21 protein-coding genes are annotated in these 26,488 nt (G+C 60.9%); 13 read left to right on the top strand and 8 right to left on the bottom strand.

What is annotated here, in order from left to right:
- Positions 1-29: 29 nt before the first annotated feature.
- The 3 genes from U7114_RS03675 to U7114_RS03685 are packed head-to-tail and all read right to left on the bottom strand — an operon-like array spanning position 30 to position 3,045.
- Positions 30-971: a type II secretion system F family protein gene (locus tag U7114_RS03675; RefSeq protein ID WP_323056569.1), complete on the bottom strand. Its 942-nt coding sequence runs from the start codon at positions 969-971 to the stop codon at positions 30-32.
- Positions 968-1,825, bottom strand: a complete 858-nt coding sequence (locus tag U7114_RS03680; RefSeq protein ID WP_323056570.1) for a type II secretion system F family protein — start codon at positions 1,823-1,825, stop codon at positions 968-970. Before U7114_RS03680 ends, U7114_RS03675 begins: the two co-directional genes overlap by 4 nt.
- Positions 1,822-3,045, bottom strand: a complete 1,224-nt coding sequence (locus U7114_RS03685; protein WP_157241785.1) for a CpaF family protein — start codon at positions 3,043-3,045, stop codon at positions 1,822-1,824. Before U7114_RS03685 ends, U7114_RS03680 begins: the two co-directional genes overlap by 4 nt.
- Positions 3,046-3,333: 288 nt before the next feature.
- On the opposite strand from U7114_RS03685, the gene U7114_RS03690 reads away from it, so the two are divergent.
- Complete coding sequence (locus U7114_RS03690) at positions 3,334-6,219, top strand: GH25 family lysozyme (RefSeq protein WP_157241784.1); 2,886 nt, start codon at positions 3,334-3,336, stop codon at positions 6,217-6,219.
- Between the two features lie 63 nt (positions 6,220-6,282).
- Here U7114_RS03690 and rfbA read toward each other — a convergent pair whose 3' ends face one another.
- Positions 6,283-7,152 carry a glucose-1-phosphate thymidylyltransferase RfbA gene (rfbA, locus tag U7114_RS03695; protein WP_321213922.1) on the bottom strand — a complete coding sequence of 290 codons (870 nt, stop codon included), beginning with the start codon at positions 7,150-7,152 and terminating at the stop codon, positions 6,283-6,285.
- Between the two features lie 55 nt (positions 7,153-7,207).
- Between rfbA and rfbB the strand changes: the two genes are divergently transcribed.
- The 4 genes from rfbB to U7114_RS03715 are packed head-to-tail and all read left to right on the top strand — an operon-like array spanning position 7,208 to position 10,759.
- Positions 7,208-8,206 (top strand): dTDP-glucose 4,6-dehydratase, encoded by a 999-nt coding sequence (gene rfbB / locus U7114_RS03700; RefSeq protein WP_157241782.1) that lies wholly within the window; start codon positions 7,208-7,210, stop codon positions 8,204-8,206.
- Between the two features lie 4 nt (positions 8,207-8,210).
- The gene (locus U7114_RS03705) at positions 8,211-9,635 is read left to right on the top strand and encodes a sugar nucleotide-binding protein (protein ID WP_157241781.1); all 1,425 of its coding nucleotides are present in this window, start codon (positions 8,211-8,213) and stop codon (positions 9,633-9,635) included.
- 35 nt (positions 9,636-9,670) lie between these two features.
- The gene (locus tag U7114_RS03710; RefSeq protein ID WP_157241780.1) at positions 9,671-10,363 is read left to right on the top strand and encodes a glycosyltransferase family 2 protein; all 693 of its coding nucleotides are present in this window, start codon (positions 9,671-9,673) and stop codon (positions 10,361-10,363) included.
- Positions 10,364-10,372: 9 nt separating this feature from the next.
- A complete protein-coding gene (locus tag U7114_RS03715; RefSeq protein ID WP_157241779.1) occupies positions 10,373-10,759 on the top strand; it encodes a DUF2304 domain-containing protein in 387 nt (128 codons plus the stop codon).
- A 73-nt stretch (positions 10,760-10,832) separates the two neighbouring features.
- Here the strand turns inward: U7114_RS03715 and U7114_RS03720 are convergent, their stop codons facing one another.
- Entirely contained in the window at positions 10,833-11,714 is an 882-nt protein-coding gene (locus U7114_RS03720; RefSeq protein ID WP_157241778.1) for a glycosyltransferase family 2 protein, read from the bottom strand.
- A 164-nt stretch (positions 11,715-11,878) separates the two neighbouring features.
- Here U7114_RS03720 and U7114_RS03725 point away from each other — a divergent pair, with 164 nt between their 5' ends.
- The 7 genes from U7114_RS03725 to U7114_RS03755 all read left to right on the top strand — a co-directional run bounded on the left by U7114_RS03725 (position 11,879) and on the right by U7114_RS03755 (position 20,747).
- Positions 11,879-12,640 carry a glycosyltransferase gene (locus U7114_RS03725; protein ID WP_321213924.1) on the top strand — a complete coding sequence of 254 codons (762 nt, stop codon included), beginning with the start codon at positions 11,879-11,881 and terminating at the stop codon, positions 12,638-12,640.
- Positions 12,640-13,575, top strand: a complete 936-nt coding sequence (locus tag U7114_RS03730) for a glycosyltransferase (RefSeq protein WP_323056572.1) — start codon at positions 12,640-12,642, stop codon at positions 13,573-13,575. Before U7114_RS03725 ends, U7114_RS03730 begins: the two co-directional genes overlap by 1 nt.
- Positions 13,576-13,632: 57 nt before the next feature.
- Entirely contained in the window at positions 13,633-14,676 is a 1,044-nt protein-coding gene (locus U7114_RS03735; protein WP_321213926.1) for a hypothetical protein, read from the top strand.
- Positions 14,677-14,706: 30 nt separating this feature from the next.
- Positions 14,707-15,939: a lipopolysaccharide biosynthesis protein gene (locus U7114_RS03740; RefSeq protein ID WP_323056573.1), complete on the top strand. Its 1,233-nt coding sequence runs from the start codon at positions 14,707-14,709 to the stop codon at positions 15,937-15,939.
- Positions 15,936-17,912 (top strand): DUF6541 family protein, encoded by a 1,977-nt coding sequence (locus tag U7114_RS03745; RefSeq protein WP_323056574.1) that lies wholly within the window; start codon positions 15,936-15,938, stop codon positions 17,910-17,912. Before U7114_RS03740 ends, U7114_RS03745 begins: the two co-directional genes overlap by 4 nt.
- Positions 17,913-17,979: 67 nt before the next feature.
- A complete protein-coding gene (locus U7114_RS03750) occupies positions 17,980-19,047 on the top strand; it encodes a substrate-binding domain-containing protein (RefSeq protein WP_323056575.1) in 1,068 nt (355 codons plus the stop codon).
- Positions 19,044-20,747: a DUF2142 domain-containing protein gene (locus U7114_RS03755; RefSeq protein WP_321213930.1), complete on the top strand. Its 1,704-nt coding sequence runs from the start codon at positions 19,044-19,046 to the stop codon at positions 20,745-20,747. The genes U7114_RS03750 and U7114_RS03755 overlap by 4 nt, the downstream gene beginning before the upstream one ends.
- A gap of 361 nt (positions 20,748-21,108) precedes the next feature.
- On the opposite strand, the gene U7114_RS03760 is transcribed toward U7114_RS03755, so the two are convergent.
- Positions 21,109-21,588, bottom strand: a complete 480-nt coding sequence (locus U7114_RS03760; protein WP_231754890.1) for a GtrA family protein — start codon at positions 21,586-21,588, stop codon at positions 21,109-21,111.
- A 77-nt stretch (positions 21,589-21,665) separates the two neighbouring features.
- Here U7114_RS03760 and U7114_RS03765 point away from each other — a divergent pair, with 77 nt between their 5' ends.
- A complete protein-coding gene (locus U7114_RS03765) occupies positions 21,666-23,249 on the top strand; it encodes a DUF2142 domain-containing protein (RefSeq protein WP_323056576.1) in 1,584 nt (527 codons plus the stop codon).
- Positions 23,250-23,264: 15 nt separating this feature from the next.
- On the opposite strand, the gene U7114_RS03770 is transcribed toward U7114_RS03765, so the two are convergent.
- Entirely contained in the window at positions 23,265-25,289 is a 2,025-nt protein-coding gene (locus tag U7114_RS03770; protein WP_321213932.1) for a glycosyltransferase, read from the bottom strand.
- On the bottom strand, positions 25,286-26,473 hold the full coding sequence (gene glf / locus U7114_RS03775; RefSeq protein ID WP_321213933.1) for a UDP-galactopyranose mutase: 1,188 nt from the start codon (positions 26,471-26,473) through the stop codon (positions 25,286-25,288). Before glf ends, U7114_RS03770 begins: the two co-directional genes overlap by 4 nt.
- Positions 26,474-26,488: the final 15 nt, after the last annotated feature.

A 26,488-nucleotide genomic window follows, 5' to 3' on the forward strand; every position in this document is an offset into this window, starting at 1 on the left:
GAGCTTCTTGCGTTCCGTGTCTTGTCTTCCTAGAAGCCCAGGTTGATGGCTGCAAGCCCGGGAAAAACGGCGAAGACCACAGTCAGGGGGAGCACGCCGAAAACAAGCGGCACCATCATCGCGATCTCCTTCTTGCCCGCAGCTTCCATGAGGTCCCGTTTGGCTGTGTCCCGCACGTCCTGGGCCTGGGCACGAAGGACATCCGCGAGCGGTGTGCCTCGCTCAACTGCGACGATGATGCCGTCAACAAACCTGACCAGTGGCGCCAGATCCGTCCTGCCCGAGAATGCCTGCAGTGCCGTCACCAACGGTTTGCCGGCCCGGGTCTCGGCAAGAATGTTCGAGAACTCTTGGGACAGTTCGCCCTTGGCACTGCGGCAGACCCTCTCAAGCGCTCCGGTTGCGCTCTCCCCTGCGCTGACGGCGAGCGCCATCAGTTCGGCGAGACTCGGGAACTCCGCCATCATTCGTGCTTCCCGCCGACGGACCTGCGCGCCCAGCCAATAGTCACGCAGCATGAAGCCGCCCACGGCGCTGCCCAGGACTGCCAGGGCCGCAAACAAGGGGCTGAACCTCCCGGCTGCTGCTCCTATGAGGATTAAGCCAAGGGAAACCACGAAACCTGCAGCAGCCCACAGGAGCTGCTCCGCACGGAAGTCGACGGAAGATTTGTTGATGCCTGCCTGTGCCAAGCGTCGGGCGGTGGCTCCCGGCGAGGGGTTCAGCCGTCCCAGCGCCGCCATGCCGTCACGGAAAACCGGGCGAAGTATCCTTTCGAGCGGTCCGAAGGGCGTCAGGTTCTGCTCCGCGGAGTTCAGGAGCCGTGATTCGAGGTTCTGGGACCTCAGCTGCGGCTCGATGCGTTCTGTCAGTGTGGTGGCACGCATGAGCGGGGATCTAAACACGACGAGCCATAGGCCGACGCCCAGTACAGCCCCACATACAACTGCCGCCGGCGAAATCCCGATCACCTCAACACCCGCTCATCCTGCGGAAGAGCGCCAATCCTTAGCATGATGGAGTAGCAGACCAGCGAAACCACCAGTCCCCCGAGCAGGACTGCCGCGCCTACAGCCGTGTTGTAAGCCTGCACCGCTTCCGGCCGCGTTGCCAGCAGGATCATGACGATCCACGGGGCAGCGACAGCAAGGCGCGCCGCATTGACGGTCCAGGACTGCCTTGCTTCAAGTTCGCTGCGGGTGCGAGCACTTTCGCGGAGGAATTCGGCCAGCGTACCGAGCAGCCTGCCCAGATCGGAGCCCCCGACCTCGCGGGTGAGGCGCAGGGCCTCGACAATGCGGTCAGCGACAGGGTCGGCGAGCCGGTGTTTGAGCTTGTTCAGCGACGCATCGAACTGGCCTCCCGCGCGATAGTCGGCGGCGAATTCCCGAAAGACGTGCCGCAACTCTTCGGGGCCTTTGTCCCCCAGCTGAATCAGTGCCTCGGGCAGCGGCAAACCGGCGCGTATCGCGGAGCGGAGGTGATCGACGACGTCGGGCCACAACTGTCGCAATAGGGCGCTTCTCTTTTTCGCCCTCCAGCGCACGACACTGACGGGGAGCCATGCCGCGAACAGCGCGAAGCAGCCAGCGATTGGCCAGGAGCGGCTAATGGCGTAGAACACCAGGGCCACGAAGAGCCCCAGGCCCAAGCACGTACCCAACAATCCGCCCGGAGATACTCTGTCCACGCCCGCGGAGGCGAGAAGATCGGCCAGGCGGCTGGCCTTCCGCTCCCGCGGACCGTGTGCCGGAGACTCCCAGCAGGACCACCAGATCAGGAAGAGGCCCGTCCCTGCCGTCACCCCCAGCAATGCTGACGTCATCGCGGATCCAGCAACGCCGCGACGTCGTAGCCTGCCCGGTTGAACTTTTCAGCGGCAGGCATCGAGTTGGCCCTGGCCTGCAGGGTGCCATCCATCATGGTGAACACCGGGGAGGACTCGATGATGCCGTTTTCGACGCGGCGGCCCAAGGACAGGATCTCGGTGACCTCCCTGCGTCCGTTGGCGTGCCGGCTGCAGTGCACCACCAGGTCGATGCAGGATGCGACAGTGGGGACAACAAAGGCGCTTGAGATGTTTTCGCCCGCGAGCAGGGGCAGGGTGCAGATCTTCGTGACGGCGTCGTGTGCTGAATTTGCATGGACGGTGCACATGCCTGGAAGGCCACTGTTTAAAGCGATCAGCATGTCCAGGCTCTCCGCCTCACGGACCTCGCCCACCACCAGCCGGTCGGGCCGCATGCGAAGGGCTTCCTTGACCAACCGGCGAAGCGGGATCTCGCCTTCACCCTCCAGGTTCGGCTGCCGGCATTGGAGGCCGACGACGTCGCGCAGGGGAAACTGCAGTTCGAAGATCTCCTCAACGGTGATCACACGTTCCCGGCTGCCGATGCTCGCTGCCAGGCAGTTCAGCATCGTGGTCTTGCCGGCCTGGGTTGCACCGGAAACCAGGATGTTGAGGCCGCTTGATACGGCTGCACCCAGGAAACGGGCTGACTGCGGCGTGAGCGTGCCGAGCTCGACGAGATGTTCAAGGCGGCTGGCCTTCACCACGAACTTCCTGATGTTCACTGCCCAATGCTTGCGGGTCACATCGGGAATGACGACGTGCAGCCTGGAGCCATCGGGAAGTGCTGCGTCCACAAAGGGAGACGACATGTCCAGGCGGCGCCCTGAGCTCTTGAGCATCCTCTCCACCAGGTCCCGGACCTGCTGCTCGGTGAGGCTCAGGGAGGTAAGTTCCGATTCGCCGTTGCGGGCCACAAAAATTTCATTGGGCGCATTGAGCCAGATCTCCTCAATTGAGGGATCGTCCAGCAGGGGCTGCAGCACGCCGAAGCCGGCAACAGCATCGAAGAGGAACCGGCGCGCTGCATCGAGTGGACCTATGGGAGGAAGAGGTCCCATGAGCGCTCGCTCGTCGTAGTCGGTAACCGCTGCCTCAACAAGCCGGCGCACCTCACCAGCCTGGTGCAGCGGATCCAGCCCTCGACGACGGATCAGCTCACGGACCTCGTCCTCGACAATTCCAAGCGCGTCCATACGTTCCCCAATACAACTGCCGCCCCCGGCGGAGGCAGTGCAACTGGGATAAAGACTAGGGACCATACAACATGCTGCCAAGTCATAAGGATTGTCTGTGGATAAGCGCAAGATAGCCACAGGATCAACACATGCACCATCAGCACCACTGTTTCCACCAGCAACACGGTGCTATGGTGAGCGCGTTAAGTGTCAAAAACCCCTGTCCGTCAGGTTCCTGGGGGAACCAGCCGGAACAGCAACCCAGATGAGGGCTCGTGGGAGCGCCTCATTGTCTCCGGAGCCAATATGAAACGGAACCTGTCTCAGTCCCGTCGCCCCGTCAGGAAGTCCCTTGGGATCGTTCTGCTGGCCGCTTCCCTGGTGGCCGGCCCAGGCCTGGCGGGTATTGCCTCCGCCGTTGAGCCTGCCCCGACGCCGACAACTTCCTCGCCGACGAGTGATCCGTCGCAAACTGTTTCACCTTCTCCGTCGGTCTCTACGCCGCCCCCTTCTCCCGAAGAAACAGCACCGGCGGCAGCGCCGGCCGCCCCGCCCACTGCAGAGGCTACCCAGTCCATGGCGGAAGCAGTCGGCGTCGGCGGAGCTGAGATGGGGCAGCGGTCCGCCCGCGTTACGGCCTCGGCTCCCTCGGACTCGTTCAAGCGGCTGAGCACGGAGTCACTGTCCACCGAAGGCACCTGGATGCCCACTTTTGGCATCCAGGGACTGGACGTGAGCGGCCACCAACCGAGCGTGGACTGGCAGCAGCAGTGGAATATGGGCGCTCGTTTTGCCTACGTAAAGGCCACTGAAGGCAATTACTACACGAACCCCTCCTACGGCCCCCAGTACCAGGGGTCCCGCAACGTTGGAATGATTCGGGGCGCCTATCACTTCGCCATACCCAACTGGTCTTCCGGAGCGGACCAGGCGCGCTACTTCGTGCAAAACGGCGGGGGCTGGTCCGCCGACGGGTACACTATGCCGCCCGTCCTGGACTTCGAATTCAACCCGTACGAGGGACGCACCATCAACGGGTTCTACTTCGGCAATACCTGCTACAACATGGCCCCAGCCCAGCTGCAATCCTGGGTTCGGGATTTTGGCAACACCATGCAGGCGCTGACCGGCAGGCTCCCGGTTATCTACACCAATACAAGCTGGTGGAACCAGTGCCTGGGAAATCCGGCCGGTTTTGGTGACTATCCCCTGTGGGTTGCGGCGTACCCAAGCTCTCCCACGAACAACGCCGGCCCGGTACCCACCGCCAGCTGGGGTACTTACAGCATGTGGCAGTACAGCAGCACCGGCCCCTTCGCCGGCGACTCCAATGTCTGGAACGGGGATTACGCGGGCTTGAAGGCATTTGCCTCAAGCGGCATCCCTCCTGCCGCGACCAGGGCCATTGATGCGCTCCGGTCATCCATGCCGTCGCTCGGAGCACAGACTTCTGACACGATCTGCGGGCTTAGGGATGGAGGCTGTTTTAGGGGCTACCAATCGGGAATCGTTATGTGGTCCTCCTTGTCAGGTGCCCAGCCGAGCATGATCGGGCCAATCCGCGATTCCTGGGCAAGGACTGGATTCGAGAACGGCCAGATGGGATATCCGGTCTCGGCTGTCATTTGCGGGATCAAGAACGGCGGCTGCTTCCAGAACTATCAAGGTGGATCAATCATGTGGTCGCCGGCGTCGCCGGCATCGCAGGTACCTTTCGGAGCGATCCGAGACTATTGGGCAGCCCAGGGGTACGAAAATGGCGCTCTGGGCTACCCCACAAGCGATCAGACATGTGGGCTCAAGAACGGCGGCTGCTTCCAGCTCTTCCAGGCTGGTTCTGTCCTCTGGAGCCCTGCCACAGGTGCCCGCCTGGTGAAGACAGGACCGCTCCTCGATGCCTGGTCCCGGGCGGGATTTGAGAACGGCCTGCTCGGCTACCCGAAATCGGAGGCCACCTGCAGCAGCTCAGCCTGCACCCAGGACTTCAGCGGTGGCGTTATTGCCTGGACGCCAACCTCAGGCGCCTGGCCTGTCTTCATGGGAATGGGCGAGACCTGGAAAGCGGCCAGGACGAACGGGGAACCCATCGGGTTCCCCGTGGCAGGGGAAGTCTGTGGCCTGCGGGAAGGCGGCTGCTATCAACTGTTCCAGGGCGGGACACTTATGTTCTCCCCGGCCCGCGGTGCCTTTACCCTTACCGGCCGCTTGCTGGATTACTGGCAGAAGTCCGGCTTTGAGAACGGCCGGCTGGGCTACCCGGCCGGCGCCGCGAGCTGCGGCGGAGTGCAGATCGAGTGCCGGCAGGCGTTTGAAAAGGGCGTTGTGGGCTACTCAGCCAGCACGCCCCCGGAAACGGTTCCTGCCGGTCCCCTGGCGGCAGGCTGGGAGCGTCTGGGGTGGGGCGCAGGAACCCTCGGCTACCCCGCATCTCCGCAGTATTGCGGGCTCAAGGACGGCGGCTGCTTCCAGATGTTTACCAAGGGCGCGCTTATGTACTCGCCGCTTACAGGGGCCCAGCCCAGCATTTGGGGACCGATCCGGGATCTGTGGCAGAAAACCGGCTTCGAGAACGGGGTACTGGGCTACCCTGCCTCCGACGTCATCTGCGGCCTCGTTGACGGCGGCTGCTTCCAGAACTACTCCACCGGGACCGTCATGTGGTCTCCTGCAACCGGAGCGAACGCCGTGATGTTCGGCCCCGTCCGGGATGCTTGGGTGGGCTCCGGATTTGAAGGCGGGAAGCTTGGTTACCCTGTCAGTGCACTGGTTTGCGGGCTCAAGAACAGCGGCTGCTTCCAGAACTTCGCCAGGGGAACGGTCATGTACTCGCCCACAACCGGGGCACATGCGATGACTTCAACGCCGATCAGGGAGCGGTGGGCGGCAACAGGCTACGAGTCAGGGTCATTGGGCTACCCCACAAGTGCCACAATCTGCGGCCTGAGGAACGGCGGCTGCTTCCAGAACTTCGAGAAGGGCACGGTGATGTGGTCCTCGGGAAGCGGCGCCCACCTTATGGTGCCGGGCCCGATCCAGCAGAGCTGGGCCAGCCAGGGCTTCGAAAACGGAACACTCGCCTACCCCACCAGCAGCCAGACGTGCACAGTCGACAGGACATCCTGCAGCCAGACGTTCCAGGGAGGAAGCATCAGCTGGACCGCCTCCGGTGGAGCGACAATCCGGCTGAACTAGCCGGGCGATAACGAAGAGCGGGACCCGGATCTCCGGGTCCCGCTCTTCGTTATGGACTATGTTCTAGTGGCCGTGCTCCAGCAGATCGATTAGATAAGATCCGTAGCCGCTCTTTACCAGAGGCTCGGCCCGCTCCCGCAGTTCGTCATCGGTAAGGAAGCCCAGCCGCCAGGCGATTTCCTCCGGTGCACCGATCTTCAGTCCTTGGCGATTTTCGGTTGTCCGGACGAAGTTCGAGGCATCGTTAAGATCGTTGAAAGTGCCTGTGTCCAGCCAAGCCGTCCCCCGCGGCAGGATCTCAACCTGCAGCTTTCCCCTCTCCAGGTACGTACGGTTGACGTCGGTGATCTCCAGTTCACCCCTGGCCGAGGGCTTGAGGTTCCTCGCGATCTCCACAACGTCATTGTCATAGAAATAAAGTCCGGGGACGGCGTAATGGCTCTTGGGTTTTGCCGGCTTTTCCTCCAGCGAGATGGCCTTGCCCTCGGAGTCGAACTCCACCACGCCGTAGGCCTTGGGGTCCGCCACCCAGTAGCCAAACACCGCCCCGCCATCGATGTTCTCGAAACGACGCAACTGTGTGCCCATTCCGTGGCCATAGAAGATGTTGTCGCCGAGGACCAGGGCCACGCTGTCATCACCGATGTGCTCTGCACCGAGCACGAATGCCTGGGCAAGGCCGTCCGGCGAAGGCTGCTGCTTGTAAGTGATGGACACTCCGAAACGGGACCCGTCCCCCAGCAGGCGTTCGAATTGCTCTGCGTCATGCGGAGTGGTGATAATCAGGATGTCCCGTATCCCGGCAAGAATGAGGGTGGAGAGCGGGTAGTAGATCATGGGCTTGTCGTAGACCGGGACCAACTGCTTGCTGACTCCCAGGGTTATGGGGTGAAGCCTTGAGCCGGTACCGCCGGCAAGTATTATTCCGCGCATGCTCCCATCTTTCCCTTCGCTAAGTGCGGCGGCAAATCCGGTACCCTTGGGAATTATGCAGCGACTTCTTGTTACCGGCGGCGCCGGCTTCATTGGCTCAAACTTTGTCCACTACGTTCTGGAGAATACGGACTCCCACGTCACTGTTCTGGACAAGCTGACCTACGCCGGCAACCTGGCATCGCTGCGGGGCCTCCCCGAGGATCGTTTTGAGTTTGTCCACGGTGACATCGGCGACGCGGCCCTGGTGAACCGCCTTGTCGCGGACACCGACGTCGTGGTCCACTATGCTGCCGAGTCACACAACGACAACTCCCTGCACGATCCCCGCCCCTTCCTGGACACCAACATCATCGGCACCTACACGCTCATTGAAGCTGCCAGGCAGCACAACAAGCGGTTCCACCACATCTCCACGGATGAGGTGTACGGTGACCTGGAACTCGATGACCCGGAGCGGTTTACCGAACAGACACCCTACAATCCCTCCAGCCCGTACTCATCCACCAAGGCAGGCTCAGACCTGCTGGTCCGTGCATGGGTCCGGTCCTTCGGGCTCCAGGCAACCATCAGCAACTGCTCCAACAACTACGGGCCGTACCAGCACGTGGAGAAGTTCATTCCCCGCCAGATCACGAACGTCATCGACGGGATCCGCCCCAAGCTTTACGGCAAGGGCGAAAACGTCCGTGACTGGATCCACGCCAACGACCATTCCTCCGCGGTCCTGGCCATTATCGCCAAGGGCAGGATCGGCGAGACCTACCTGATCGGCGCGGACGGGGAGAAGAACAACAAGGACGTCGTCGAACTGATTCTCAAGCACATGGGCCAGGCGGCGGACGCCTACGACCACGTTGTGGACCGCCCCGGCCATGACCTGCGCTACGCCATCGACTCCACCAAGCTCCGCGAGGAGCTGGGCTGGGAACCGGAGTTCTCCAACTTCGACGAAGGCATCGAAGCCACCATCGCCTGGTACCGGGACAACGAGGACTGGTGGCGCCCCCAGAAGGCCCAGACCGAAGCGAAGTACAAGGAACAGGGCCAGTAAACGAATGCCGATCGAATTTTCCAAAAAGCTCGCTGCACACGAAACGCCCATTCCCGGCGTCGTGCTCTATGACCTCCCGGTCCACGGTGACAACAGAGGTTGGTTCAAGGAAAACTGGCAGCGGGAGAAGATGCTGGAAATCGGACTGCCGGATTTCCGGCCGGTCCAAAACAACATCTCCTTCAACGAAAAGGCCGGGACCACCCGCGGCATCCACGCAGAACCATGGGACAAGTTCATCTCGGTCGCAACGGGCCGGATCTTCGGTGCCTGGGTTGACCTCCGCGAAGGCCCCACTTTTGGTGCAGTCTTCACGGCGGAAATCGACCCGAGCCAGGCCATTTTCATTCCCCGCGGCGTAGGCAATGCCTTCCAAACCCTTGAGGACAACACTGCATACTCCTACCTCGTAAACGACCACTGGTCCGCTGACGCGCAGGGGCAGTACACCTTCCTGAACCTCGCGGATGAAACAGCTGCCATCGGCTGGCCGATTCCGCTGGAACAGGCGGAGCTTTCCGACAAGGACAGGGCGCATCCAGTGATGGCTGACGTCACCCCGATGCCAGCCAGGAAGATCCTCGTAATCGGTGCAGACGGGCAGTTGGGCAAGGCGCTGCGGAAGCTGTACGACGGCGACCCATCCGTCGAGTTCGCGTCCAGGGCCGAGTTCGACCTCACCACCGCGGAATCCTTCAGCAGCCGCAACTGGAAGAACTACACGGCGATCATCAACGCGTCCGCCTACACGGCGGTCGATGCTGCGGAAACTGCTGAAGGACGTGCGGCCGCCTGGAACGTAAATGTCACGGCCGTCGCGCAATTGGCCAGGACCGCCGTCGAGCACAACCTCACACTGGTGCACGTCTCGTCGGACTACGTTTTTGACGGCTCCCGCCGCGTGCACGATGAGAACGAGCCCTTCGCCCCACTCGGCGTCTACGGCCAGACCAAGGCCGCCGGCGACGCCATCGTGAGCGTTGTTCCCCGCCACTACATTGTGCGGACGAGCTGGGTCATCGGAGCCGGCAACAACTTTGTCCGGACCATGGCTTCCCTGGCGGAACGCGGCGTAGCACCATCAGTGGTCAACGACCAGATCGGCCGGCTGAGCTTCACCCAGGACATCGCCGCCGGCATCAAGCACCTGTTGGAGCACGAAGCTGAATATGGCGTCTATAACCTCAGCAATGAGGGTGAGCCGCAGTCATGGGCCGACATTGCCGCCGACGTCTACGAGCTGTCGGGCAGCCCAAGGGAAGCGGTGAGCGGAGTTACCACCGAAGAATACTTCAGCGGTAAAACCGCCGCGCCCCGCCCCCTCGCAAGCACGTTGGACTTGACGAAGATCAAAGCGACGGGCTTTGAGCCGGCCTCCTCCAGCAACCGGTTGGCCGAATACTTGAAGAATGAGTTGATCAACCCGTGACACTAAGCAACCGCAGGCCCGAAACACTGGTCATCATGCCTGCCTGGAATGAGTCCGAATCCATTGGCAACACCATTCGGGAAGTGTACGAGTTTGGGCCTCTGTGCGATGTATTGGTCGTCGACGACGGATCCCGCGATAACACTGCCCAGGTGGCACGTGATGCCGGCGCCATGGTCCTCCAGCTTCCTTTCAATATGGGAGTCGGCGGCGCAATGCGTACCGGATTCAAATATGCGAAGAACCATGGCTACAGCCAAGTGATCCAAGTCGATGCTGACGGCCAGCACGATCCGCGGGATATCAAAACGGTGCTGGACGGCCTTCAGGATGCCGACATTGCCATCGGCGCCAGGTTCGCCGACAAGGGCAATTACACGGTGCGTGGACCCAGGAAATGGGCCATGAAAGTACTGGCGTGGACGGTTTCCCGTGTTGCCGGCACCACTTTGACCGACGTCACCTCAGGGTTTCGGGCCGCAAATACAAAAGCCATCCGCCAGTACGTGGATCACTATCCTGCGGAATACCTCGGCGACACCATCGACTCCCTTGTTGTCGCGATCCGTTCCGGCTGCACCGTTAAACAGGTTGGGGTTTCAATGCGCGCCCGCCAGGGCGGAACGCCAAGCCATGACCCCATCAAAGCCGCCATTTATCTCGGACGCTCAGGAATGGCTTTGCTGTTCGCACTGACGCGAAAGAAAACCGAGCCGTCCACCAACTAGGAATTCAACATGTCACTCCTTATGGGTTCCATCGTCGTCGTGGCGATCCTGTTCTTTGTGTTCGAAATGCTCCGCCGCCAGAAACTGCGTGAAAAGTACGCTGTGCTGTGGATCGTGATCGGTATCGGCACCCTCCTACTCTCGGCCTTCCCCTCCGTATTGGAGAAAGCCAGTGGACTCCTCGGAATCCAGGTACCGGCAAACCTCCTCTTCATCATGACGCTGGTCCTCCTGGTGGGAGTGTGCCTGCACCTCTCGAGGGAGCAGTCTCAGGCTGAAGACGAGGTGCGGATCCTTTGCGAGGAAGTAGCCCTTCTCAGGGCGGACCTGGCCGATGTTCGACACCGCCTGAAAGCGGTCTCCACGTCTGGGGAGGAACCCGAAAACGGCCAATAGGAGAGCCCGGCCGCGGATGTGAGTGAAACAACAAAAAAGGACGCCCGAGGCGTCCTTTTTTGTTCGCTGCTCCCTATCTGACGACGTGCTTCGCCAGCCGGGGCAGTGAATCGAACTTGCCTTTCCCGACTGATTTAAAGATTAGCGACACAGCGTTGAGCCGGGAGGTGGTGTGGAAACTCGCAGCGCGCGCGGCACCTTTCCAGCCAAGACGGCTGAACCGCTCAGCCTGCTGCTGAAAGAAGCGCCGCTCCTCATCAAAACGCCTGCCGTCCAGTGCACGCACCGACGAGTCGGACGCCTGGTGCCTGCGGTACAGGAAGGCCAGCACGGGATCAACAATCATCGAACCGTGCTCTGCGGCGATATCGAGCAAGAGGGCGAGGTCTTGGACAACGTCGAGACCTTCGGTGAACCCGATACGCTTGACCGTCTCTGAACGCCATGCCAGGGACGGGAAGTACGCCCAGTCGGCACGCACCAGGCTTGTCGCCATGGCCTCACCCTTAAGTTCGATGCGCTCACTGGTCTTGGGTGCATAGACCTTCTTCACAGCATCCACGAGCGGCGTGCACGCGATGCCCTGCTCATCAATTACCTGCACCCCCGGCTGGACAACGTCTGCCTTTGGGTACTCTTCGAAGGCGCTCACCACAACGTCGAGATAGTTGGGGAGCATGATGTCGTCGGCGCCCATAATGACGACGTAAGGGGCTTCTACGAGGGTCAGCGCCTTGCGGTAGTTGCCGTTTGCGCCCAGGTTCTGGTCGTTCTTGAGGTAGGTAACCCGAGGATCCGTGATGGTCGAAAACCATCGTTCGGGTTCAGGATCCGGGTACCCATCGTCGATGACAACAAGCCGCCAGTCTTGGTTCTCCTGATTCATTACGCTGCGGGCTGCAAGCTTCATCTGATGGACATCGCCGTAGTACGGCAACATTACGTCAACGGTCATGGACCTGAGGTTCCTTCCGTGGTTTCCGCGCGAAGAGCTCGGCGGCTGCGTCCCCTCGATTATAGTTGACTGGCATGCGTCCATTCGGGCAGGCACAGCTTGCTAGACTGCTTGGGACCTGCCCGCCCCGCTGGCACCGCCCGGAGGCCTGAGGAGAAAAACTGATGGAGCCCGAAACCGCCCCCAAGCCGCGCGTGAGCGTGTGCATGGCGGCGTACAATGGCGCGCGCCATATAGAGGAACAAATCGACTCAATCCTGAGCGAAATTGGCCCGCACGATGAGCTGGTAGTGGTCAACGATTGCTCCACCGACGAGACATCCCAGCTAGTGGCCGGCATCAATGATCCGCGGATCCGGCTCATCCAGGCCGAGCGCAACAACGGTTACGTCCGCACTTTCGAACGGGCCCTTGGTGAGGCGCGCGGAGAATTCGTATTCCTTTCCGACCAGGACGACGTGTGGCTCCCTGGCAGGGTGGAACGCATGATCTCCGCCATGGACGGCAAAAACATGGTTGTCAGCAATTGCCGGCACTTTGACGGTCCGCTGGGCTCGTTCCACGAAATTCGGCTGCGCTCCAAGGACTCGACACACAACCTCCGAAACATCCTCGGCATTGTCGTGGGCTACCGGTTGCACTGGGGGTGTGCCATGGCGCTCCGGCAGGAAATCCTCCAGCAGGTATTGCCTTTCCCCTCGTACATGACTGAATCACATGACCAGTGGGTGGCAACCGTGGGCAATGTCAACCGCTCCATTATCTACATGGAAGAAGACACCATCCTTCACCGACTGCACGGCGGGAACCTGACCCCTCACGGCATCCGCTCCGCCGCAAAGATAGTCCGGGCACGTATTGCGTTCCTCCGCAACGTTGTCGAGGCTGTACGACGACGCTTTCGCCACGCCAGGACGGCGCAGTAATGGCGCCTGCAGACTTTGAAGCCAAAGAACCGCACCAGGACGTGTGCGGGGTCGTTTCCGCATACAACCCAGGTCCGGAAAACGTCTCCAACGTCAAATGGCTGCTGCGCTTCGTCTCCCACGTTGTGGTCGTCGACGACGGCTCGCCGGGCGACGTTTCACAGGCGCTGGCGGAGATGGAGGACGCCGGCGCAATCGTGGTACGGCTGAGCACTAACTCCGGCATAGCACGGGCCCTGAATGTTGGAATCAAGGAAGCAGTGGAGCGGTGGGGTCCGGAGTGGATCGTCACCATGGACCAGGACTCCCGCTTTACCGGCGATTACATCACGTCCGCACTCGAAACCGCGGCTTCCTCCCGCGACCCTCGAAGCGTGGGCATGGTGTGCGCGGAGTCACATAACCATATTCCACTGCCCACCTGGGGCGATCGGCAGGAACCCCAGATCTTCGACCCCATGACCAGCGGCAGCTTGGTACGGACAAGCGTCTTCAACGTCGTTGGGTTCTTTGACGAGGGCTTTTTCATCGACTGCGTGGACTCTGAATTCAATGCCCGCTTACGCGAGCATGGACTCCGTGCCCTCGCGGGACGGGGATGCAACCTGGAGCACAGCCTTGGCAGTGCGCGCCCCATGAAAATTCTGGGATGGCATGCCCGCGTGGGCTCAAAGAAGCTGTTCGTCTACTACCACGCGCCGTTCCGTGTTTACTACATCACCCGCAATTCACTCATCCTTGCCCGCCGGTATGCGATGAAACAGCCAACGTGGGTGCTTCGCAGGATTTACATGGAAATCCAAAGCAACGTTGTCCGCTTTGGATTTGGCCCCAATAGGCGGAAGCATTTCGTCGCGGCCGTGGCAGGTGTCCGCGATGCGCTCCGTCAGAAGATGGGCAAAATAGACGACGCCCTCTCCGCCCGCCTGCGCTAAGGAAGAATCCCAGTACTCAGGGCAACCCCCTGGCCCGGCCGAGATCGAAAGACACCCATGACCACCAACTCAGGAACCATCTTCGTCCTCTACCACAAGGGACTCAGGACCGGGGGGCCGGAAGCCCTCCACCAGCTCGTCGACATGCTGCGCGAGCTTGGCCAGGATGCCTTTCTCGTCCCGCATCCCCACACGGCCCGGAACCCGCGGGTGGAACAGTACAACATCTATGACGCACCGGAAGCCCCTGAAATCGTGGATGCGCCCGGGAACACGGTGGTTTTCCCGGAAACCTATGTTTTTGAGATGTCGAAAGTGAAGCACGCCCGGCGGATGTGCTGGTGGCTCAGCATCGACAATTCCCTGACGTTCATGGCCGAACGGATGTGGCACCGCAACCAGGCCGGCCTTTTGAAGAAGGCACGCGAAGCCGCCTTTCCCTATGCCCGGATGTGGAAGAACCGCGTTAATCCGGAGTCCCTTCGGAAGGACCGTGACGTTGTCCATTTGGTGCAGTCGTCCTATGCCTGGGCCTTTATCGCCACGCGCCTGGACGTCGTACCCTCACTCATCTCCGATTACACCCCAACGGACGAGTTCCAGGGGACCACAGCCCTTCAGCGCAACCGCAACATGGTCACGTACAACCCCGCCAAGGGTGGGCACATCATCGAAGCCGTCAAGGCCCAATGCCCTCCTTCCTTGGAATGGCGTCCCATCGTAGGAATGACCCGGGCGGAAGTCGTCGAAACCCTCCAGGGCTGCGGCGTATACCTGGACCTGGGTCATCACCCTGGCAAGGACCGCATGCCCCGCGAAGCCACGTTGTCCGGCGCGCTCACCGTCGTTGCCCGCCGGGGCTCAGGTGCTTTCTATGCCGACGTCCCCATCCCCTGGGAGCACAAGATCACCCCCGGCGACGAAGAGGTGGCAACAGCCGTGGGGATGCTGCCTCGGCTCATCGAAAACTTCGATGTTGAAGTGGCAAAACAGGACACCTACCGGGCAACCATCCTGAATGAACGTTCCCGGTTCAAGCGGGAGGTTGAAGACGTGTTCGTGAACGGCCGGCTTGGCAAGGACGCGTATGACTACCTGTAGCAAACCAGCCAACCCCGGAGCAGCGACGGCATGATCAAAAGGATCGCGGCGTTCGCCGGGTTACCCTTGCTCGCCTCGCTGGCCTCCTTCATCCTCCTGCCAATCATTGCAAGGGTGGGCGGCGCTCCGGCGTGGAACTCTTTGGCTGTCGGGCAGGCCGTAGGCGCCATTGCCGCCATTGTCATCGGGCTCGGCTGGCCCCTCACGGGACCCGCCGCCGTCGCGTCAGCCAGCGAGGAAAGCGTGCGGCGCCGGCATTATGCCGTCAGCTTCGTCACCCGCTCGTTCATGTTCGTTTGCTCTGTGCCCCTGATGGCGCTCGCCCTGGGGTTCGCTAGCGGCACCAGCCAGTTCCCGGTCGCATTCCTGATGGCCTGCGCCCAGGCGGCGGCGGGCCTGACGCCGGCCTGGTACTGCATCGCGACCGGACACGCCGGCCGGATAGCCAAGTACGACGTCCTGCCGAGGATGGCAGCGACGCTCGGAGTGATACCGCTGATTTTCGCGACGAGTGAGATCTATCTCTACCCGCTGGCATTGCTGGTGCTGGGCTTGACAGGAACCTTCTGGTTCAACAAGAACCACTCCGACCGCCAGGATTACAGGGGCCTGTCACTACCGGTTGTTTTCAGGGAAATCTGGGGATTGCGGGCAGGCGCAGGAATCACTGTAGCTGCCGGAGCTTACGCTTCAACGCCTGTACTGGTGGTTCAGTTTGCTGCGTCGGCAAGCGGCCTGGCCGCCTTTGTGTCGGCCGAGAAGCTGTACCGGATCGGTCAACTGGCTACTGCCGCGTTGGGCAACAGCCTGCAGGGCTGGGTCAGCGAGTTTGGTACGGACCACCGTCAGAGGCGGAAGTTTTCGCTGGTGGCGCTGTCCGGACTTGGTACCGCCGGGTGGCTGATCATGGCCCTCCTCGGGCCTTGGGCCAGCACGCTGCTTTTTGGCCCGGCACTGGCTGCGGACTTTTGGACGTGCTTCTGGTTTGGCCTGTCATTCCTCCTGGTATGTGTCACAACGTCGACTGGCGCCCATTGGCTGGTTCCGGCCAAGCAGATGCGGGTCGTGTTCACCAGTACCATCGCCGGTGCCGTTGTGGGCCTCCCCGCCATGATTGTCCTGGCCGGACTGATGGGCGGCCAAGGCGGGGCCCTTGGCCTGGCGATAGGTGAAATCCTGGTCACCGCAATTCAGTTCGCAGCCGTTTTGCGGCTCATCCGGGCCAAAGCCCCGGAGGACAAGGTGGAGGGATTGACTCCATGATATGGATCGGCTTCCTCCCGGTGGTGGTTTTGGCAGCCCTCCTGCTGTACGTCCCCGGAGCCCTGATTGCCAGCTGCCTGAAATTCCGCCCGGGTGCTGTCCTTGGTCTTGCACCATTGCATTCGACGGCGGCCGCAGGCCTTGCGGGTGTCATTGCCGGACAACTGGGGATCCCTTGGAGTGTCCTGCCGTTTCTGCTGGTGAGCGCCCTGATTGCCGCGGCCGCACTGGTGATTACACGGGGCATTCCGTGGCGAATGCCCCGGATCCCGTCATGGCGGCAGTGTCTCCCCTTCGCTGCCATCGCCCTGGCTTCTGTTCCGATAACCTGGCGCTTCATCCAGCTGGTCGGCTCACCTGAGCATCCCTCACAGGTATTCGATAACGTCTTTCACCTCAACGCCATCCGGTTCATCCTCGACACCGGCAATGCTTCCTCGCTGAACCTTGCTTCTATCCAGGGGGTGAGCGGCTTGGATGCTGTCTATCCGGCGGCATGGCATTCTTTTGCCGCCTTACTGGTGCAGTTGGCCGCCGTCGATATCCCTACAGCGCAAAATGCACTGAATCTGGTCGTAGCAGCTGTTCTGTGGCCCGCTTCCTGCTTTTTTCTGGTGGCAAAGACCGTTTCGAGAAGGCCCGCCGCGCTTATCCTTGCAGCCGTTGTCGCCGGGACACAGGTGGCGTTCCCGTTCCTTATGATCGTCTGGGGACCGTTGTTCCCCTACGCCCTGGCAATTAGCATGATGCCCGCCGCCATCACTGCCCTGGCCGGGCTGGCACGGCTCGGACGGACCCGTACGGATCCGCTGCGGAGCTGGACCTGTGCGCTCGCCATCGCGATGGCGGGCCTTGCCTTCGCCCACACCAGTTCCATTAACACCACTATGGCTGCTGGTTTTCCGATCGCTGCCCTGCTGTGGTGGCGGCTTGCTGAGCGGGCTAAACTGCGGCAACCTGACCCGCGACGGGCCTGGCTGCTTATTGCCGGGACGTTGGCCGTTGTTGTTGTTGCAGCCGCCCTCTGGTTCAAGCTCCGCCCTGCTCCGTACGACAACTGGGGACCATCCGTTAAGCCGGGTGCCGCCGTCGGTGAGATCCTGACAATGAGCCCGATGCAGTCAGCCATCCCGGCTGTGGTGGTCTCGGTCCTGTCCATCGCGGGATTGCTCACGGTCTTCCGGATGGGCAGCCTCCGTTGGCTCGCCGCCTGTTATGCCATCGTCGGGGCGCTCTATGTCGTGGCAGCATCACTGCCTGAGAGCGCCCTTAGGGACGCTCTGGTGGGGACCTGGTACCAGGACACCTACCGGCTGGCGGCTCTCCTGCCGCTGTTCGCGACGCCGCTTGCCGTGGTCGGCGGACTGCGCATATGGGATTCCTGGCGCGCTTCCGCCGCGGCCTTCAAACTCCAGCGCGTGATCGGACACCGGTTTCGTTGGCGCTCACACACCGGGGCAACTGCACTGGCAACCATTACGGCCTTTGCCTTCGCTGCGCTCGCAACTGTCGCTGGCCCCTTGTCGCACTATATCGCCGGCGCCGCCACCGTCTATCGGTTCGACGCTGGATCCGACTTGTTGACTCCTGACGAGTTGGCGTTGTTGAAACGAATCCCCAGTCAGGTTCCTCCGGATGCAGTCATCGCCGATAACCCCTGGAACGGCAGCTCTTTGGCCTACGCTTATGCGAACCGGCGGGTACTGACGGCTCATCTGTTTGCGGAGAAGGACGCTGACACATTGCTTATCGACCGAGAACTGAAGGAAGCTCCGGACAACGAAGCCGTCTGCAGCGCGTTGAAGAAAAAGAATGTGCAATACGTTTTGGACTTTGGATCGCAGTACCTGATCGATTTGCCGGGATCCGAAACCTATCCCGGTGTAACCGACATAAGTGATGTCCAGGGGCTTGACCTTATAGATTCACAAGGTGACGGGGCCAAACTTTACCGGATCACGGCCTGCCCATGACCATGGGCAACTGCCGGGAGACATCAGCCTGCCCGTACCTGCTCCGCGTCGGCATTAGGCTGGACAGGTGATTCCTGTTTCCCGCCGAACATCCCGTCTCCTGGCCGCCGCTTTACTGTCGGGGCTCTTCACCCTAACCTCGTGCTCCACCACTCCCCCCGGAACCATCCAGGGCGCTCTTACCGGCATCGGCAGCAACGCCGGGCAGGGAGCCGTCAGCGCTTGGGGTTTGGCATGGGGCAGCGCGGTCAAGGGCACTTCGGTCAGCTTCTCGCCCGATGGTTCCGCGGCGGGGCTCAAGGCGTTCCAGGACGGACAAGCGCACTTTGCAATCACTTCTGCTCCGCTGCCTGAGCGGGAGGCTGCAGCGGTGCGCGGTATGTGCACTGATAAGGGCGCATTATCGCTGGCAGCCGGAGTCCTGCCGGTAGGTGTTGCGGTCAAGATCAAAGGCGTAAATGACCTTGTGCTGGACCCTCGAACCCTCGCAGCCATACTGCGCGGGGAAATCACGCGATGGAACGATTCGAGGCTGGCTGAGCTGAACCCTGGAATTGCGTTGCCGGACCTGGCAATCACTGTTCTTGTTCCGGAAGGGCCGTCGGATACAGTGCGGCCCGTCAACAACTACATCAGTGAGCGGACAGGCACCGATTGGGATCCCGAGCATGAAGACCGCTGGCCAGCCGACGTAGTCGGGCAGTCGTCGTCGCCGCCGCTGGCTCTTGCGGACAAACTTGACGATACGAATGGTGGCCTCTCCATTCTCGATGGAAGCATTATCGGCAACAGGTTTACTGCAGCCCAACTGATGTTCGACGGGAAGCCCCGGAGGCTGCAAGCCTCCTCGGTGGTAGACGCTGTCAGTACGGGCGATGTAGAAGCCTCATCAACCTCAGTCGTCCAATCGTTGGATGGGCGCTCCGGATATGCCCTGGGCACTGTCATTTACCTGCACGTCTGCAGGGAGTACTCGGAACCGGCCCTGAGCCGGCTGGGCCGCTCGTTCAGCGAAAATGTCTTTGGCAGCGATGCCCAGAAGAACGCCAACGCATTCGCGTTTGTCATGTCACCTAGCAAAAAAGCCGCAAGCGAAGGACTGGCACTCATCAGCACCATTGGAGACGGACAATGACCCTGCTTTTCCGAAATGTTCGACGACGTGGGTTGCCCCGACCACTGCCTACTTTCGGTCTTCTCACGGCACTGTTCTTTCTGCTGTTCGGATTGTGGTCGGCCGCCACCCCCCTCATGGGCTCTCCAGACGAGCCCGCGCATACCATTAAGGCCGCAGCTGTAGTTCGCGGCCAGATCCTGGTGGAGGAAGGTACCTCGTTCGGCCACGGCGTCCACGTACGTGTACCCAACTATATTGCGAGCCTCCACGCCCAAAGCTGCTACAAGTTCAACCGGGCTCAGGCTGCCGATTGCACAGCTCCCATTTATGCCGACGACACCTTCACAAACATTGCTGTGACCTCTGCAGGCTCCTATAACCCGATGTACTACTTTGTTGTCGGGTTGCCATCACTACTGATGTCCGGCGCCCCGGCGCTCTATGCCATGCGGCTGGTAAGCGCTCTACTCTGTGCCGCTTTCTTTGCAGCCGGCTTCACCGCACTGACCGAACTGAGGCGTCCAAAGTACCCCGTCTTGGTTGCGGCCCTGACAATGACTCCGATGATCCTGTTCCTTGGCGGGGGCATCAACCCGAACTCCTTGGAGATTGCGGCCACCATGGCAGCATTCGCGGGGTTCGTGGTGATCCTCGACAACTGGCGGGACACAAGACGTGTGATCCCCGCGCTGGCCACTGTTGCCGCGTCCACGGTGGCACTCGCAAACGCCCGGCAAATATCGTTGATATGGCTTCTCTGCGCCCTGATCGTCGGTGTCTGCTCTTTCCGGTTCCGGCGCACTGTCACCGTCTTTAAGGACAGGCGGGTGCTCGCTGCCGTGGGTTTGGCCGTTCCAGGGGCATTGTTGGGGTTAGTTTGGATGTACCTGGCAGCTAACGGGCCAGCAAACGTCGGCGTGGCGCCAGAGGGAATTGCCAATCCACATCCCGACGCCCCCCTGTACCGCGGTTTCATGATTATGCTCGACCGGACGTACGATTTCTTCCCGCAGTACATCGGAACCATGGGATGGCTCGACACCCCTGCACCCGAACTGGTGACGCTGGTTTGGGGCGGATTGATGATCGCCGGCCTGCTGATCCCTTTCTGTGTCCGGCCGCTTCGCAACTGGACCGGATACTGGGTTGCCCTCGCAATGCTCTACCTGGTTCCTGCGCTGCTGCAGACCGCGCTATGGCGTGGGATGGGGTTCATCTGGCAAGGACGCTACACGCTTCCCCTTGTTGTGGTCCTATTCGTCAGCGTAGGTCTTGGACTGAGGAAACTCAGATTCCCGGACGGCCCCGTTGCCTTACACGTTTCGCGGATCATGTTCTGGCTCATTGTTTTCTGCCACACCTTGACCTTCGCATATGTCTTGAGGCGCTACGTTGTAGGCATTAGTGAGATCGCCAACTGGCAGACGCTTTTCTCTTCGCCTGACTGGCAGCCGCCGTTCGGTTGGCTCCCCTTGACCATCGCTTACCTTCTTATAACCGCGCTCGCGGGCCTGATCCTGTTCCGCTACCTCTTCACCGGGCAGCCTTTGATAGCTCGCTCGGTGAGAGCTGGAAGGCCGGGCCGGCTCTCCACTTCGGGAGCCACCGCCCACGCGGAGCGAAACGCTGCGGCAGACCTTATTTCCGCATCCGGGGCCTCCCACCCCGTTTCCCCCGAGCCCGAAGTCTCCAGGGCGCCGCGGGAACCGTCCATGTAATTCAAAGGTGCCGCACGGCAGGCCGTGATGCGTACGCTTCAAGCCTCCGGCACTCACAAGGAGCGCCGGAGGCTGTTTTGGCTATGCACATGTGTAAAGCCCGGGCGTGGCCGAAGCGTTCCACCCAGCCCGGGCGGCGCCATAGCCCTCCCTGCCCCTTCAGAACGGGGCACTGGATGTGGTCACACCGTCGATCGTGCTGGACCGTTGGGCCGGGCTTGGATGTGTTCGGCCAGCCGCAGGGCCTGCTCACTGCGGAATGAAAGGTGCCCGGGAGCAGGCCCTTCAGGGTTTGGCGTCGTTCGTCGGGGCTGTCTGTTGCCCGAGTTGCCCCCCCGGAAGCCCCCTACCGGGCAGAGAACTAGTTCGTTTCCACGTCCTGCGGTTCACGCCGGAAGATCCAGTGCCGGTAGAGGAAATAGTTCCAAACCGTGGTGAGAGTCGTTGCAGTGGTCTTGCCCAAAACATACGACCAGCCAAGAGCATCAAAACCGGTAACTATCACATCACTTACGACGATGTTCAGTAGAACCAGGAGCAGGTACTTTGCTGCACTGACGCTTCCCTTGTTCGTTGCCTGGAAAGTGAATACTCGCTGGAGCAGAAAATTGAAAACCAGGCTAACGACGAACGCAATGGGCGTGGCAATCCAAAGGTCTACGCCGAACCCTTCGTGAAGCACCGCCAGCAGTCCCAGATCAAGCGCAAATGAAAGACCACCAACCGCCAGAAATCTGACTACGGGATGCCGGTAAAGGACCATAGCAAGGCGTGGCACAGGAGGAGCTGCCTCGGCGGAAGATTTATTGGATGACGGCATGCCAGAACCGGGAATTCGCATCGTGGGGTTGATCCTCTCCAGTGGAACGGAGTGTTCAGCCTCTTGACAGCCAGCCTCCAAGTACGCTTAAAGCTATCATGCCACATTCGACGCTCCCTCCCCTGTTAGCCAAGTTCAACCACCTAAAGACCCACCGACCCGCCCCCTCATCCTTCCGAGTCCTCATAGTTGCCTGGCTGCTCTTTGGATGCATCGGAAGCGTATGGAGTTTCGCTTCGCCCCTCATGTCCATTCCTGACGAACCCGCTCACACCATCAAGGCGGCAACAGTAGCCCGTGGACAGCTGTCGGGAACCAGCTCCGGAGTCCAAGGTGCCCCCTTGATGGTTCAAGTGCCCGGTTACATCGCGGATCTTAACCAACATGTATGTTTCGCGCAAAAATCAAACGTAACCGCTGACTGCGCGACTCCGATCGACTCCTCCGATCGAGGATGGAGAACCGGCAAGACATCCGCCGGAAACTACAATCCTGTGTATTACGGCATTGTCGGCCTGGGTAGCCGCGGCCTCAGCGGCGAAACTGCGATATATGCCATGAGGCTGATCAGTACGTGGATGGTGGCATTCTTCCTGGCTGCAATCTTCGCAGCCACCGCGTCCTTGCGTCGTTTCCACCGGCCAGTCATCGCGGCTTCAATAGCACTGACACCAGCTGTCTTCTTCTTAACCGGCTCGATCAACCCGAATGCGCTGGAGATAGCCTCCACGGGGGCCGTATTCGCGAGTCTTTGCGCCATCGCCGAGCAAACGGCCAGCAAGGTTAGGCTCAGCACTCTGCTCTTAGTTGTCTTCACCCTGTCCGCCTCAGTTCTCGCACATACCCGTCCGCTTTCCCTCTTGTGGTTGGCAATTGCCGCGACCGCCGCTGTGCTCTGTTTTGGCATCAATGCTTCTCTGCGCACGCTGGCACAAAGGAGATTCCAGGTAGCGCTGCTCATCGTCGGCGTATCGTGCGCTTTTGCACTGTGGTGGGTCGTGTCGGCGAAAAGCTTCGAAAGCCTGCTGGCGGGCGCCCCCATTCCTGCGGAGAGTGCAGCTGTTGCCATGCTCGACAAAACGGTTTTCTTCATGGTGGAGTACGTAGGTGTCCTTGGGTGGATCGACACTCTGCCGCCGCCGGCCGCTCTCTACGCCTGGGTCCTGGGGTTTGGGGCCATGTTGTTCCTTGCCTACACGGCCCGCCCTCTCAGGGCGCGCTGGGTCATGGTGCTGCTGACGGTTACCGTTATCGCAGTTCCAACCGCCCTGCAAGCAAGCTCAAGCGAACAGCTGGGTTGGATTTGGCAGGGAAGATACACGCTGGCAATGGTTGTCACCCTCATCTTGGCGGCTGGAATCGCAACGCGCTTCCGGCCGTTCCGTATTACGCCTTGGACTAAGTCCATGGTCCGCTGGGGGTTGGTTCTTGGGGGATTGGCGCACGCCTATGTGTTCCTGGAAGGCTTGCGCCGCTACACCATCGGGATTCAAGATCACGTCAACTGGACAGAGATGTTTGAACCGCTGTGGCAGCCTCCAGGTACCTGGCAAGTGCTCGCGGTCATCTACATCCTGCTGTTGGCAACCTGCGGTAGTTTCCTCTACCGCCTCTTGACTACGCCGCCGGCACAGGCACGGCAGAAGCATATAGCCCCGTTGCAGCCACCGCTCAGCAGATGATGAGCGGCGGGAGATTCATTTAGAAGCGCCCGCGCTCCTGGTGGCAGGGTCATTTTTATGGCCCTGCGCCGGGGCGGCGGCATCGAAGGTGGCGCGCCAGGCCTCCATCGAAACAAGGGCCGGCAGCGCCGACCTGTAGTTATCAGCCAGCGCATTCCAGTCTTTGTACAGTCGTGCATGCTGTCTGGCCGACCGTGTCAGCATTGCCCTGAGCTTTTTCGGATCGCGCCTATACCAGGAGGCGGCCGTACCCTCCGCGTTTGAAACTACGACGGAGTCGTAGTGGGCTATCCGAAACCAGCGATTATCAAGGTGGGCAAGGTACGCCTGGGGGCGTTCCAGCGATTCCGGCGGGGGCTGCTTCATCAGCTGCCGCGCCACCATGGTCAAACCCCACTGGACCATGTCCTTCTTGGCGGGCATTTGGACATCGGCAGCGGCCGAGAGGCCGGCGCCCAGTGCAGGCGCAGGAAAATCGTCCACGTCCTCGCGCATCGTTGCGTCGGAGTATGACTCACGGAGTTCGTTGATCTCCGCGAGCTTTGTACTCAGGGAAGGATGCAGGTGCCCGGGACCTGTCAGGAGGTCGTCCCTTCCAGCCAAACGATTGTGCGCGGTGAAGTACTGCAGGGATACCAGATGTTTGACGTCTTCCTGGAAAGATTCCCGAAGGACGTTGCCCCCTTTGGGATAGGGACTATGGAGAAGTGCGGTAATGAGCCGGTTACGGTTGTGGAAGTAGGCCTGCCAGCCCACAAGGTCGTCTTTGTCTATCCAGGAGATGTGCCAGAGTGCCGCCCCTGGAAGGGATACCGTCCGGATTCCGGCAGCTCTGGCCCGAAGACCATACTCGGAGTCATCCCACTTAATGAACACGGGCAGGGGCAGGCCAATCGTCCGGATGACGGACGTCGGGATCAGGCACATCCACCAACCGTTGTAATCTACGTCGACGCGGCGGTGAAGCCATGGCGTCTGCCGAAGGTTGGAAACGCCAAAGTCGTGCCGCATCTGCATATCCTGATGCGGCTGGCCTGGCGAGAAGCGGCGGGCGTCGATGGTCTCGCCCATCGAATACAAGGTGCTCCTGCTGTAGAGATCGAACATATGGCCACCAACGATGGTGGGATTCTTGCATCTGCCGGAAAAAGCCATCATCCGCATGATGCTCTCCGGCTCCATGACGACGTCATCGTCCAGGAGGAGAACGTAGTCGCTGCCGTTTTCGACAGCTTCGTACATTCCCCGCGCGAAACCTCCTGAACCCCCAAGGTTGGCCTGGTCGATCACCCTGAGTTTTGGGCCAAAGAGCTCCGCAACCTCTGCGAATCCGGGCTGGTGCGCCACCTTTCGTGACCCTTGGTCGACGATGATAACTTCCTTCGCCAGTTCAAGGGCATCCGGATGCTCAACGAGCGAGCGAATGTTGGCGAGGCAGAAGTCGGGCTTGTCCATAGTAGTGATCTGGATCGTCGCCCGCTCCCCGGACCTCAGCGGCTGGGGCCCTTCCCAGCGTGCCTGCTTTAGGACGAGGTCGCCGCGGCTCGACGCCAGATCGAACCAATACCAACCGCCATCACCGAATGGTTTGATGGACAACTCGAATGCCGTCGTCGTGTCGCCATCCAGCCTTGCGCCTTCAACACGCTGGATCGTTCCGCGGGCATTCGATTTGTAGACGGTGACCGAACCGTGTCCGGAGGTCTCAACGACAAGCCGGATTTGCCTGACATGGGTCCATCGCCGCCAGTAACTGGCCGGGAAGGCATTGAAGTAAGTTCCGAGCGAAAGCTGTTCGCCTGAACGCACACGAATGGAATAACGGGACACCAGGTCATCGAAATGCACCTCCTTCGGGCTTGCCCCAACAAGGTGCAGCCTCTCTCCAAGAGGCTTGGGATTCCGGGCAAACTCGTTGCTCTCCTGCATCCGAACGCCGCTTGCCGGGCCGGCGTCCGCATAGAGGGACATGGTGTCCACCCCTGATTCCGGAGGGAATATGACCCTCTGGAGCGTTGCCCAGCCCGGCGTGTCAGTCATGCGTCGACGCCTCCGCTTTCCAGCTTTACGCCGCTTTCGAAGTGCGGCCGGATCTTGTTGTCAAACATGCTCAGTGCCGAACCGATGGCCATGTGCATGTCCAGGTACTTGTACGTCCCGAGACGCCCGCCGAAGAGGACGTCCTTCTCGGCCGCCGCCAGGTCGCGGTATTTCAGGAGCCGTTCCCGGTCAGCGGACGTGTTGACCGGGTAGTACGGCTCATCACCCTTCTCGGCGAAACGTGAGAACTCTCGCATGATGACGGTCTTTTCCGTCTGGTAGTCACGCTCGGGGTGGAAGTGGCGGGGCTCGATGACCCGGGTGTAGGGGACGTCGTCGTCGTTGTAATTCACAACGGAGGTGCCCTGGAAGTCCTCCATGTCCAGCACTTCTTCCTCGAAGTCGATGGTGCGCCAGGACAGGTCACCTTCAGCGAAGTCGAAGTAGCGGTCCACGGGGCCCGTGTAGATCACCGGGATGTTCCCGACCACCTTGTTCTTGCTGTACTCATGCGACTCATCGAAGAAATCGGTGTTGAGCCGGACCTCGATGTTCGGGTGCTCCGCCATCTTTTCGATCCACGCCGTGTAGCCGTTCGTGGGCAGGCCCTCGTACTTGTCGTTGAAGTACCGGTTGTCGTAGTTGTACCGCACCGGGAGCCGCGAAATGATGCCGGCCGGCAGGTCCTTGGGATCCGTCTGCCACTGCTTGCCGGTGTAGTGCTTGATGAAGGCCTCGTACAGGGGACGGCCGATCAGCTGGATGCCCTTGTCATTGAGGTTCTGCGGATCGGTCCCGGCGAGCTCGCCGGCCTGCTCCTGGATGAGTTCCCGCGCCTGGCCGGGTGTCAGGTTGGCACGGAAGAACTGGTTTATGGTCGCCAGGTTGATGGGGAGTGAGAAGACCTCCCCCTTATGCACGCCATAGACCTTGTGGACATAGTTCGTGAAGGTCGTGAACCGGTTGACGTACTCCCACACCCGCTCGTTGGATGTGTGGAAGAGGTGGGCGCCGTAGCGGTGCACCTCGATGCCGGTCTGCTCTTCTTTTTCGCTGTAGGCGTTGCCGCCGATGTGGTGGCGGCGGTCGATGACGACGACCTTCAAGCCCAGCTCAGTGGCGGCCTGTTCTGCGATTGTCAGGCCAAAAAAGCCGGACCCTACGATGACGAGGTCAGCGGTCACAAAATCTCCTGGATT

The organism is Pseudarthrobacter sp. C1 (genome assembly GCF_034720455.1).
Lineage (GTDB): Bacteria > Actinomycetota > Actinomycetes > Actinomycetales > Micrococcaceae > Arthrobacter.

Bases quoted from the DNA above. Each gene is read 5' to 3' on its own strand.
- U7114_RS03680 (WP_323056570.1), bottom strand. From the start codon at position 1,825: ATGACGTCAGCATTGCTGGGGGTGACGGCAGGGACGGGCCTCTTCCTG.
- U7114_RS03685 (WP_157241785.1), bottom strand. From the start codon at position 3,045: ATGGACGCGCTTGGAATTGTCGAGGACGAGGTCCGTGAGCTGATCCGT.
- U7114_RS03690 (WP_157241784.1), top strand. From the start codon at position 3,334: ATGAAACGGAACCTGTCTCAGTCCCGTCGCCCCGTCAGGAAGTCCCTT.
- rfbA (WP_321213922.1), bottom strand. From the start codon at position 7,152: ATGCGCGGAATAATACTTGCCGGCGGTACCGGCTCAAGGCTTCACCCC.
- rfbB (WP_157241782.1), top strand. From the start codon at position 7,208: ATGCAGCGACTTCTTGTTACCGGCGGCGCCGGCTTCATTGGCTCAAAC.
- U7114_RS03705 (WP_157241781.1), top strand. From the start codon at position 8,211: ATGCCGATCGAATTTTCCAAAAAGCTCGCTGCACACGAAACGCCCATT.
- U7114_RS03710 (WP_157241780.1), top strand. From the start codon at position 9,671: ATGCCTGCCTGGAATGAGTCCGAATCCATTGGCAACACCATTCGGGAA.
- U7114_RS03715 (WP_157241779.1), top strand. From the start codon at position 10,373: ATGTCACTCCTTATGGGTTCCATCGTCGTCGTGGCGATCCTGTTCTTT.
- U7114_RS03720 (WP_157241778.1), bottom strand. From the start codon at position 11,714: ATGACCGTTGACGTAATGTTGCCGTACTACGGCGATGTCCATCAGATG.
- U7114_RS03725 (WP_321213924.1), top strand. From the start codon at position 11,879: ATGGAGCCCGAAACCGCCCCCAAGCCGCGCGTGAGCGTGTGCATGGCG.
- U7114_RS03730 (WP_323056572.1), top strand. From the start codon at position 12,640: ATGGCGCCTGCAGACTTTGAAGCCAAAGAACCGCACCAGGACGTGTGC.
- U7114_RS03735 (WP_321213926.1), top strand. From the start codon at position 13,633: ATGACCACCAACTCAGGAACCATCTTCGTCCTCTACCACAAGGGACTC.
- U7114_RS03740 (WP_323056573.1), top strand. From the start codon at position 14,707: ATGATCAAAAGGATCGCGGCGTTCGCCGGGTTACCCTTGCTCGCCTCG.
- U7114_RS03745 (WP_323056574.1), top strand. From the start codon at position 15,936: ATGATATGGATCGGCTTCCTCCCGGTGGTGGTTTTGGCAGCCCTCCTG.
- U7114_RS03755 (WP_321213930.1), top strand. From the start codon at position 19,044: ATGACCCTGCTTTTCCGAAATGTTCGACGACGTGGGTTGCCCCGACCA.
- U7114_RS03760 (WP_231754890.1), bottom strand. From the start codon at position 21,588: ATGCGAATTCCCGGTTCTGGCATGCCGTCATCCAATAAATCTTCCGCC.
- U7114_RS03765 (WP_323056576.1), top strand. From the start codon at position 21,666: ATGCCACATTCGACGCTCCCTCCCCTGTTAGCCAAGTTCAACCACCTA.
- U7114_RS03770 (WP_321213932.1), bottom strand. From the start codon at position 25,289: ATGACTGACACGCCGGGCTGGGCAACGCTCCAGAGGGTCATATTCCCT.